Annotated in this window: 6 protein-coding genes, 2 pseudogenes and 1 riboswitch; of the genes and pseudogenes, 4 read left to right on the forward strand and 4 right to left on the reverse strand. The window is 70.3% G+C overall.

Features of this window, described 5'->3' with window-relative positions:
• Both A9X05_RS30945 and thiC read right to left on the reverse strand, forming a co-directional pair.
• Positions 1-141 (reverse strand): annotated as a pseudogene (locus A9X05_RS30945) (bifunctional hydroxymethylpyrimidine kinase/phosphomethylpyrimidine kinase); the annotation flags it as partial.
• Positions 141-1,784, reverse strand: coding sequence for a phosphomethylpyrimidine synthase ThiC (thiC, locus tag A9X05_RS08815; protein ID WP_067780667.1), 1,644 nt, complete (start codon positions 1,782-1,784; stop codon positions 141-143). The pseudogene A9X05_RS30945 and the gene thiC, both read right to left, overlap by 1 nt.
• Positions 1,777-1,887, reverse strand: a riboswitch (TPP riboswitch). Its footprint overlaps the gene before it by 8 nt.
• 160 nt (positions 1,888-2,047) lie before the next feature.
• Here thiC and A9X05_RS08820 point away from each other — a divergent pair.
• The 3 genes from A9X05_RS08820 (at position 2,048) to A9X05_RS08830 (ending at position 7,000) form a co-directional block, all read left to right on the forward strand.
• Positions 2,048-2,698 carry a PAS and ANTAR domain-containing protein gene (locus A9X05_RS08820; protein ID WP_156736570.1) on the forward strand — a complete coding sequence of 217 codons (651 nt, stop codon included), beginning with the start codon at positions 2,048-2,050 and terminating at the stop codon, positions 2,696-2,698.
• A 100-nt stretch (positions 2,699-2,798) separates the two neighbouring features.
• Positions 2,799-3,155 carry an STAS domain-containing protein gene (locus A9X05_RS08825; RefSeq protein ID WP_067780681.1) on the forward strand — a complete coding sequence of 119 codons (357 nt, stop codon included), beginning with the start codon at positions 2,799-2,801 and terminating at the stop codon, positions 3,153-3,155.
• Entirely contained in the window at positions 3,152-7,000 is a 3,849-nt protein-coding gene (locus tag A9X05_RS08830; RefSeq protein ID WP_067780674.1) for a SpoIIE family protein phosphatase, read from the forward strand. Before A9X05_RS08825 ends, A9X05_RS08830 begins: the two co-directional genes overlap by 4 nt.
• Before the next feature lie 6 nt (positions 7,001-7,006).
• Here the strand turns inward: A9X05_RS08830 and A9X05_RS08835 are convergent, their stop codons facing one another.
• Positions 7,007-7,282, reverse strand: a complete 276-nt coding sequence (locus A9X05_RS08835) for a hypothetical protein (RefSeq protein ID WP_139273001.1) — start codon at positions 7,280-7,282, stop codon at positions 7,007-7,009.
• A 63-nt stretch (positions 7,283-7,345) separates the two neighbouring features.
• Between A9X05_RS08835 and A9X05_RS32510 the strand changes: the two are divergent.
• Positions 7,346-7,423 (forward strand): annotated as a pseudogene (locus A9X05_RS32510) (hypothetical protein); the annotation flags it as partial.
• On the opposite strand, the gene A9X05_RS08840 reads toward A9X05_RS32510, so the two are convergent.
• Positions 7,389-10,054: cation-translocating P-type ATPase (locus A9X05_RS08840; RefSeq protein WP_067780678.1), on the reverse strand; the 2,666-nt coding region annotated here is incomplete at its 5' end. The pseudogene A9X05_RS32510 and the gene A9X05_RS08840 overlap by 35 nt on opposite strands.

Below are 10,054 nucleotides of genomic sequence, written 5' to 3' on the forward strand. Positions count from 1 at the left end.
GGCGTGCACGCCGAGTAGCGCCATGGTGCGCATGTCGGCCTGGATGCCGGCGCCGCCCCCCGAGTCGGACCCGGCGATGGACAGCACGCGCAGCGGCGTGGCGCCCGGGGGTGCCAGCGGCAGCACCGGGAGCGGTTGGATCACTGCTGGCTGATCGGCAGGTACACCCGGTTGCCGTGCTCGGCGAACTCGCGCGACTTCTCGGCCATGCCCTCGTTCATGACCGCCTCGATCGCCTCCTCGCTGTCGAGCCCGTGCTCGGCGGCGTAGGCCCGAACGTCGGCGGTGATCCGCATGGAGCAGAACTTGGGCCCGCACATCGAGCAGAAGTGCGCCGTCTTGGCGGGCTCGGCAGGCAGGGTCTCGTCGTGGAATTCCCGTGCGGTGTCGGGGTCCAACGACAACGCGAACTGGTCGTTCCAGCGGAACTCGAAGCGTGCGGTGCTCAACGCATCGTCGCGCTCCTGGGCCCGCGGATGGCCCTTGGCCAGGTCTGCGGAGTGGGCGGCGATCTTGTAGGCGATCACCCCGTCCTTGACGTCCTTGCGGTCCGGCAGCCCGAGGTGTTCCTTGGGTGTCACGTAGCACAGCATCGCGGTGCCGGCCTGGGCGATGATCGCCGCGCCGATCGCCGACGTGATGTGGTCGTAGGCCGGTGCGATGTCGGTGGCCAGCGGGCCCAGGGTGTAGAACGGGGCCTCCTCGCACAGCTCCTCTTCGAGCCGCACGTTCTCGACGATCTTGTGCATCGGGACGTGCCCGGGGCCCTCGATCATCACCTGTGCGCCATGGGCTTTCGCGATCTTGGTCAGTTCGCCCAGCGTGCGCAGCTCGGCGAACTGCGCGGCGTCGTTGGCGTCGGCGATGGAGCCCGGCCGCAACCCGTCACCGAGCGAGAAGGTGACGTCGTAGCGGGCGAAGATGTCGCATAGCTCCTCGAAGTTGGTGTAGAGGAACGACTCCCGATGATGTGCCAGGCACCAGGCCGCCATGATCGAGCCGCCGCGCGACACGATCCCGGTGACCCGCTTGGCGGTCAGCGGCACATACCGCAGCAGCACGCCGGCGTGCACGGTCATGTAGTCGACGCCCTGCTCGCACTGCTCGATCACGGTGTCGCGGTAGATCTCCCACGTCAGTTCGGTCGGGTCGCCCTTAACCTTTTCCAGCGCCTGGTAGATCGGCACCGTGCCGACCGGCACCGGGGAATTGCGCAGGATCCACTCGCGGGTCTCGTGGATGTTCTTGCCGGTGGACAGGTCCATGATGGTGTCCGCGCCCCAGCGGGTGGCCCACACCATCTTGTCGACCTCCTCGGCGATCGAGGACGTCACCGCGGAGTTGCCGATGTTGGCGTTGACCTTCACGGCGAACGCCTTGCCGATGATCATCGGTTCGCTCTCGGGGTGGTTGTGGTTGGCGGGGATCACCGCGCGGCCGCGCGCGACCTCGTCGCGCACCAGCTCGGCGGGCATGTCCTCGCGGGCGGCGATGTATGCCATCTCGGCTGTGATCTCGCCGGCCCGCGCCCGCTGCAACTGGGTGCCGCGGTCGCGGACCACCCCCGGCCGCGCCGGCAGCCCGGCCGTCAGGTCTATCACCGCGTCCGGGTCGGTGTACGGGCCAGAGGTGTCGTACAGGTCGAAGTGGTCCCCGGTGGACAGGTGCACGCGCCGGAACGGCACGCGCGCACCGCCGTCCAGCTCGCGGTAGACCTTGCTGCTGCCCGCGATCGGTCCCGTGGTGACGGACGCCTCGACGGCTTTGGAAAGTACATCGGTCATTTCTTCATCTCCCTACGCCGGCATTACCCGGTCAGGTTCGTACGGTCGACGGCCGCAAGCCGTCCTCTCAGCGCATTCGACGTGCGCTCCCGCGTATTTGGATGTTCCGCCCGCGACGTTACCCCCACCCCAGGCCACTCGGCAGGTGGGCGGCCAATCCGCCGGGGCGGTAGCCGGGTTTATCCGCCGAATGGAAAAATGCAAACGTGCAAGAGCAAGGGGAGACGGACGGGTCGACACCCGCCGGTGCCCGCGGCCAACAGCTGAGCCCCGTCGAGGCGGTCGCCCGCTATCTCAACGTCGGCGCCTTCCGGTTCTGGTTCATCGGCGAGCGCTGGGAGTGGTCCGACGAGGTCGCCAGGATGCACGGATACGAACCGGGGACCGTCGAGCCGACGACGAAGCTGTTGTTGTCGCACAAGCACCCCGACGACCGTCGGCACGTCCAGGAGGTGCTCGACTACGCGCTCGAGTCCGCGGAGTCGTTCTCCAGCCGGCACCGGTTCCTCGACACGGCGGGCAGAGTCCACGACGCGATCGTGGTGGCCGACCGCATGCACGACGAGTCGGGCGCCGTGGTGGGCACCGCCGGCTACTACATCGACCTCACCAACACCTTGGACGAGACCCGCCAGGAGGTGCTCGACGAGGCACTGCCCGACCTGTTCGAAAGCCGCGCGGCGATCGAGCAGGCGAAGGGGGTGCTGATGTACATGTATCGGGTCAGCGCCGAGCAGGCCTTCCGGGTGCTGCAGTGGCGGTCGCAGGAGACCAATGTGAAGCTGCGGTCGCTGGCCCGGCAACTGCTCGCCGAGGTCACCACGTTGGACGGCGCCACATCCGCGGTGCAGAGTCAGTTTGATCACGTCCTGCTGACGGTGCATGAACGGATATCCGACGAGTCCGTTGGGTAACCAGTGGAATACGCGAACGCGCCGGCCCGCAAACCGTTAGTGTTCCTAGGCACTGCGAGCGGCGCGCACCGCGTCGGAACGGTTGCGAAAGGCACAGAAGTTGTTGGCGGTGGAACACGAATCTCTCGATGACGCGGTTGTGGTGCGCGTCAAGGGTGGTGTCGACTCCAGTACCGTCGATGAGGTCAACGCCCAGCTGAACGCCGCGCTCAAGCTGGCCGAGTCACACCCGGCCCGGCTCGTCGTCATCGACCTGCAAGCGGTCGACTTCTTCGGCAGCGCCGCGCTGAACGCCATGCTCGAGTGCCACGACGCGGGCAAGGAAGCGGGCACGCCAGTCAGGCTGGTCGCGGACCACGACCCCGTGCTTCGCCCTATCCAGGTGACCGAGCTGGACCGCATCTTCGACATCTACCCCACGCTGTCCGAGGCGCTGCAACACAAGCGACCGCAATGACCCCGGCGCTGCCGGCCGATCTTGCGGCTGCGGTCGGTTTGGGCGGGGAGATGGGCCGCCGGTTCGCCGAATTCGACTGGGCCTCCCATCCGTTGGGGTCGCCCGCCGACTGGCCGGCCGAGGTACGGGTGGCCGTGGCGGTCGCGCTCACTTCGAGGTTTCCCATCGTGCTCTGGCTCTGCCCTGGCGACCTGTTCCTGATGTACAACGATGGCTACGCGCAAATCCTGGGGGACAAACACCCAGCCGCCCTGGGTTCGCGCGCCGAGCAGGTGTGGTCGGAGATCTGGCCGCAGATCTCGCTGATGCTCACCAGCGTGATGGAGACCGGCGTCGCCACGTGGTCCGACGACCTGATGTTGCCGCTGATGACGGCCGGTCAGTCGCAGGAGCGCTACTTCACGTTCACCTACAGCCCCATCATCGGCGGCGAGGGCCCGGTCACCGCGATTTTCTGCGCGGTGATCGAAACGACCGACCGGGTCTTGAGCGGGCGGCGGCTGCACCTGCTCAACGCGGTGGCGACCGCCGTCATGGACGCGCGCACCATCGACGACGCGGTGAGTAGCGCCGTCGCGGTTTGTGGGGCACAACCGCTGGACCTGCCGTTCATCGCCGTCTATGTGGCAGGCGACGGGGAGGGCGCGCGCAACAGCACGCTACGCGGGGCGACGCCCGCCGTCCGCCGCCTGCTGCCGGGCTCGCTGGCCGAGCTCACCGGTTGGGACAAGACGCCACGTGCGCGAGCGGCGCGCGTCATCGACCGGCTCGAGGACGTAGTCCCGGGTATCGCGGAGCTTTTCGGCGAGGAATGTCCCCGACAGGGCCTGGTGTTGCCGCTCGGCGAGGCGGCGGCCGCGGGGGCGCTGGTGGTCGGCCTCAGTCCCCGCCGCCCGCTGGACACGCAGTACCGCGGCTTCTGCCAGCTGCTCGCCGACCAGCTCACGTCGACGTTCGCGCAGATCGTCTCCTACGAGCAGCAACGGCAGCGGGCCGACGCGCTGGCCGAGCTGGACCGGGCGAAGACGGCGTTTCTGACCAACGTCAGCCACGAATTCCGCACGCCGCTGACGCTGCTGCTCGGGCCGCTCGACGACGCGCTGTCCGACGCGGCGCCGGACAGCGTGCTGGCGGACCGGCTGAGCACGGCGGGCCGCAACGCGCGGCGGCTGCAGCGCCTGGTCGAATCGCTGCTCGACTTCTCCCGCATCGAGGCCGGCCGCGCGAACGCGAAGCTGGCATGCACCGATGTCGGTGCGCTGACCGCCCACATCGCGTCGTCGTTCACCGAGCTCTGCCGCCGGGCGGGGCTCGAGCTCGTCGTCGACTGTTCCCCGGTGCTGGCCGACGTCGACCCGGGCATGTGGGAGACGATCATCCTGAACCTGCTGTCCAACGCGGTGAAATACACACTGCGCGGGTCGATTTCGGTCCAGGTGCGTGCCGAGCCCGGGTATTGCGTCGTCACCATGCGCGACACCGGCGTGGGGATCGCCGCCGAAGACCTCGACCGCCTGTTCGACCGCTTCTACCGCGCCGACAACCTGCGCGGCCGGAGCGTGGAGGGCACCGGCATCGGGCTCTCGCTGGTGCGCGGGCTCGTCGAGCTGCACAGCGGAACCGTGGAGATCGACAGCGAACTGGACCGGGGGACCACGGTGACCGTCCGGCTGCCGCGATCGATCGGTACCGAGGCGGATCAGGCGACGGCCGGCCAGCTGGACGAGAGCAACCCCTATGTGGCCGAGGCCCGGCAATGGCTCACGCCCGTCTCGGGGGGCGACGGGCCGGCTCCCGCGCCCGAGAGGTCGCGCCAGCTGGTGCTCATCGCCGACGACAACGCCGACATGCGGCACCATCTCGATCGGGTGCTGTCGGCCCATTGGGAGACCGTGCTCGCCGCCGACGGAGAGTCGGCGCTGGCGATGACGCGGAAGCTGCGCCCGGACGCGGTCGTCACCGACGTCATGATGCCCGGCATCGACGGCTTCGGACTGGTGGCGGCCATCCGCGCGGATCCGCAACTGGCGGCCACGCCGGTCCTCATGCTGTCGGCCCGGGCGGGGGCGGAGGCGATCGACGAGGGCTACGCCGGTGGCGCCGACGATTACCTGCCCAAGCCGTTCCGCTCCCAGGAGCTGATCGACCGGGTGAAGTCGCGGCTGGCCGCGGTGGCGCGCGAGCGCGACCGCCAGCGTCGCGCGGCGGCGTCGGACCTGGTGCTGCTCGACTCCGCGCTGCAGGCCGCCGACACGGTCGCCGGGATCCTCGACGCCTTGCTGGAATCCTCGTTCGGCTCCGCCGACGCCGCCACCGTCACGATCGGCATCTTCGACGGCGAACGCCACATCCGGTTCGAATACGCCGGCCACCTGCCCGGCGAACTGCGCGACCGCTACCACGTGACCACGCTCGACTCCCCGGTGGTCGGCGCCGACGTCGTGCGCACCGGCGAGTCGATGGTGGTCCCGGACACGTTCGACCTGCCGCCGCGCTACCAGCACGCGGTGCAGGACACCGTCGGCAGCGTTCGCGCCTGCGTGGCCCACCCGTTGCGGGATCACGCGGATCGCGTCGTCGGGGTGCTTATCCTGCTGTGGCCCACGCCGCGCGAATTCGACGCCGCCGAACTCGATGCGTTCGGCCGAATGGCCGAGCTGACGTCCTCGGCCGTGGACCGGGTCCGCGTCCTGGCGAGCGAGCACCGCATCGCGGTCGACTTCCAGGAGCAGCTGCTGGACCTGGACCGCGGCTCGACGGCCGCGGTGGTGGCCGCCGTGTATCAGCCCGCGGGCGAGGCGATGCGCGTAGGCGGGGACTGGTATTCGGTCACGCCGCTGGATCGCACCCACCGGGTCGCGATATCGGTGGGCGACGTCGTCGGCCACGGGTTGGCCGCCGCGATCGTGATGAGCAGGCTGCGCGCCGCGGTGGCGGCCTCGGCCCTGACGGCGGGAGAACCGGGCGCGGTGCTGGGTGCGCTGGACCGGTACGGGGCCAGCGTCGCGGGGGCGCGTTGCGCGACGGTGGCCTACGCCCTCGTCGAGACGGAGCCGGACACCGGTTGCGCCACCGTCAGCTACAGCTGCGCCGGCCACCCCTACCCGCTAGTGGTGTACCCCGACCGTCGCGCGCTGTTCCTGACCGCGGGCCGGCGCCTGCCGGTCGCCATCAAGGAACACGACGCCGAGAGCTACCCGGCCGACGCCACCGCGACGGCGAACCTGCCACCCGGGAGCCTGATCCTGCTGTACACCGATGGCCTGATCGAGCGGGTCGGCGAGACGCTGGACGACGGCTTGGCCCGGCTGCGGGCCGCGGCCGCGGACTGCGTCGACCTTCCCGTCGAGTCGGTCTGCGCCGAGGTGCTGTCCCGGATGGCCCCGCCCACCGCTTACCGCGACGACGTCGTCCTGCTCGCGCTCCGGGCGTGCCACGAGACCCCACGCAGCTTCGCCACCGTGGTCACGGCTGCGCCGGGGCAGATTCCCGTCGCGCGCGACCGGCTACGCAACTGGCTGGCCGGCATGGCCGTCGACCCCAAGCGCGAGCTGGACATCCTGCTGGCGACCGGCGAAGCCGTGACCAACGCGATTGAGCACGGCAGCGACGGCGAGCCGCGCCGGACGGTGTCCGTGGAGGCCTTCCTGCGCCAGCACACGTTGGCCGTCACGATCAGCGACACCGGCCGGTGGGTGGGCGATTCCTCGGCCAGCCTGCGCAGCCGGCGGCGCGGCCGCGGTCTGACCTTGATCGGCGGGCTGGCCGATCACGTCGACACGCTGCGCACCGCGGGGGGCACCAGGGTCACGTTGCGGTTCGACCGGGCCGTCCGGAGCGGTTAGGCCTGGTCAGGCCTCTTCCATCGCCTCGCCGAGCTCTTCGAGGAGCTTGTTGTGGTGGTTGGCGGCCAGGAAGTGTCCGGCGGCGATGACCACGGCGACCGGCCAGTCGATGAGTTCGAACGCCGCCAGGGCGGCCAGGCCCCCGAAGTAGGCCAGCTGCTCCGGCCGCGGAATCTCCATCTGGCCGACGACCGGAAGGTTGACGACGAACGTCTCGCCCTCGCGGATCTTTTCCACCGCCTCGCGCTGCGACGTTCCCCTGCGTGACTTCTTTTCCGCCATCATTTGCCTTTCAGTAACGAAGGGTTTGCCGCCTCGCCGGGTGCTGCGGCCACCGTCGGACTTATGTCGACGATGACCGACGCCGGGGGCGATCCGCTAGTTTCCTCTATTGCTCGGGTGCTGAAGGTGCCGTTACAGGAACTCTATGCGCTGCTGTGGCGGGCCGGGGTCGTAGAGGTTCACCCACCTCACCGGGGGCCGCGACGGATTTGTCCGGACCCGTCAGCGCACGATTCGCAATCCCGATCGCGACGGTCGCCGCAGCGGCGGATCCCAGCCCCTGCGCCCAGCCGACCGGACCCAGCGGTGTGCATCCCAGCAGTTGGCTGACCACGGGGATGCTGATCAGCGTTCCCATCGCGGCCAGCGATCCCACCGCGGTGAACACCACCAACGGGGCGTGTGAATCCAGCAGCGTTTGACCCAGCTCGGCGCCCACCAGCGCGACCAGCGCCACGGTGGACGCGCGCTGCGGGCGGCCGGTGACGCTGCCCATCGCCCACGCCGCCGTCGTCGCGGCCGCCGTGGTGACCCCGCGAATGGCGACGGCGCGCCACAACGCGGGCTGATCCGGGCCCCGGATACCCGGGTCGACCGGGCCGCTGGGCTTGCTCACCGCGAGGGCCGCGGCCGGCAGCGCGTCGGTCATCATGTTCACCAACAGCAGCTGCCGCGTGTTCAGCGGTGAGGTCCCGGTTATCGCGCTGCCGACGATGGCGAACAACACCTCGCCGGCATTGCCGCCGAGCAGCACGGACACCGCGGCCTGCACCCGTTGCCAAAGTTGGCGTCCCTCTTCGATGGCGTGCAGCAGGCCCTCGATGCGGGCGTCGACCAGTACCACGTCGGCGGCCATGTGCGCCGGGTCGCTGCCGCCGGCGACGACGCCGATGCCGACCGTGGCCGCCCGAATGGCGGCAGCGTCGTTGGCCCCGTCCCCGACCATCGCCGTGCGCACCCCCGCGCTCTCGAGGGTCTGAACGACCTGGACCTTGTTCTCCGGTGTCATCCGGGCGAAGATCACCCGCTCGGTCACGACGCGCTCTTGATCCTTGCGGGACAACGCATCCCACTCGGCGCCGCTGATCACCTGCTCGGCGGTCACGCTGAGCCCGAGCTCCTCGGCGATGGCCTGGGCGGTGATCGGATGGTCGCCCGTGATCAGCTTGACGCCCACCGACAGCCGGCGCAGATCCGCGAGCAGGCCCGCCGCCTCGGCGCGCGGTGTGTCGGACAGGCCGAGGAACCCGGTCAGCGTCAGCCCGTCGCGGGCGAAGTCGGCGATCTCGTCGGGATCCTGCCGAATGGCTTGGGCCTGGGCGGAACTCAGCTGCCGCCGCGCCACCGCGATCACCCGCAGCCCCCGGCCGGCCATCGAGGCCACCGTCTCCTCCAGGGCGGGGCCCACGTCGCCGCAGGCGGCCAACACGACTTCGGGGGCGCCCTTGACGGCCAGTTCGGTGTCCGTCACGGAGGCCGAGAAGGACCGGCCGGAGCGGAACGGCAGGTGCGCGACGGGTGCGCTCGAGCTGTGGCCGTTGACGGACGCGGCGGCCTCGAGGATCGCGACATCGGTGGCGTGCGCGTGCGGGCCGCCGTTGGACGGCGGGGCGGCGTGCGCGGCGCAGCGCAACACCTCCTCGCGCGAAGCGCTCGGCGCCGCAACCACTTCGGCCACCCGCAACCGGTTCTGGCTGAGCGTTCCGGTCTTGTCGAAGCAGACCACGTCGATGCGGCCGAGCGCCTCCACCGAGCGCGGGACGCGCACCAGCGCGCCGAATTTGGTGAGCCGCCGCGCCGACGCCGCCTGCGCCAGCGTCGCCACCAACGGCATGCCCTCGGGCACCGCCGCCACGGCGATGGCGATGCCGCTGGCGACCGCCTGGCGCAGCACCGAGCCCCGCAGCAGCGCCAGCGCGCTGACCAGCGCGCCGCCGGTCATGCTGACCGGGAAGGCGCGGTTGGTGAGCTGGCTCAGTTGATGCTGCAGGCCGATGTCCGACGACAGGTCACCGGAGACCAGTTCTGCGGCGCGGCGTTCCTGGGTGTCGGCCCCGACCGCGGTCACCACCGCCACCGCGGTTCCCGCGACGACGGTCGTCCCCGCGTACAGCATGCAGCGGCGTTCGGCGAGCGCGGCGCCCGGTGTCGGCTCCACCTGCTTCTCCACCGACAGCGACTCACCGGTCAGCGTCGACTCGTCGACCTCGACGTCGACCTCCTCGATGATCCGGGCGTCGGCGGGCACCACCTCGTGGGTGCGCACCTCGATGACGTCGCCGGGCTGGAGCTGCGCCGCGATGACGTCGGCATACGTCCGCTCCCCGTCAGCGTCGGCGATTACCTTGCGGGCCGGTGGGATCTGTTGTGCAAGAAGGTGATTCAACCGGTTTTCGGCGCGCAGCCGCTGGCTTGCCGCCAGCATGGAGTTCCCGGCCAGCACCGAGAAGACCAGTACGGCGTCGACCGGCGAGCCGAGCACCGCGCTGGCCGCCGAGCCGAGCGCCAGCACGGGGGTCAGCGGGTCGGTCAGCTCGGCGCGGACCGCGGCCACGAACTGCAGGAAGGCATGCGCGCGCGTTTCCGGCTGTGGGGCCCCGAGGGTGGCCAGCGCCAGGCGCCTCGGGTCGCCGTCGGGCTCCGACTCGGGTGGCGGCAACGCCCGGCGGACCTGCTCGACGGCCATCGCATGCCATTCCTGAACGGGGGCCGGGCGGGGCGTGTCCGCCCGGATGATGCCGCGCGCCAGCAGGTATCCCGACAGCGCGCCGG

The sequence above is a fragment of the Mycobacterium sp. E3298 genome, assembly GCF_001666895.1.
Lineage (GTDB): Bacteria > Actinomycetota > Actinomycetes > Mycobacteriales > Mycobacteriaceae > Mycobacterium.

What these genes read in the sequence shown, in the direction of transcription:
- thiC (WP_067780667.1), bottom strand. Translation starts at nt 1,784, where the DNA reads ATGACCGATGTACTTTCCAAAGCCGTCGAGGCGTCCGTCACCACGGGA.
- A9X05_RS08830 (WP_067780674.1), top strand. Translation starts at nt 3,152, where the DNA reads ATGACCCCGGCGCTGCCGGCCGATCTTGCGGCTGCGGTCGGTTTGGGC.
- A9X05_RS08835 (WP_139273001.1), bottom strand. Translation starts at nt 7,282, where the DNA reads ATGGCGGAAAAGAAGTCACGCAGGGGAACGTCGCAGCGCGAGGCGGTG.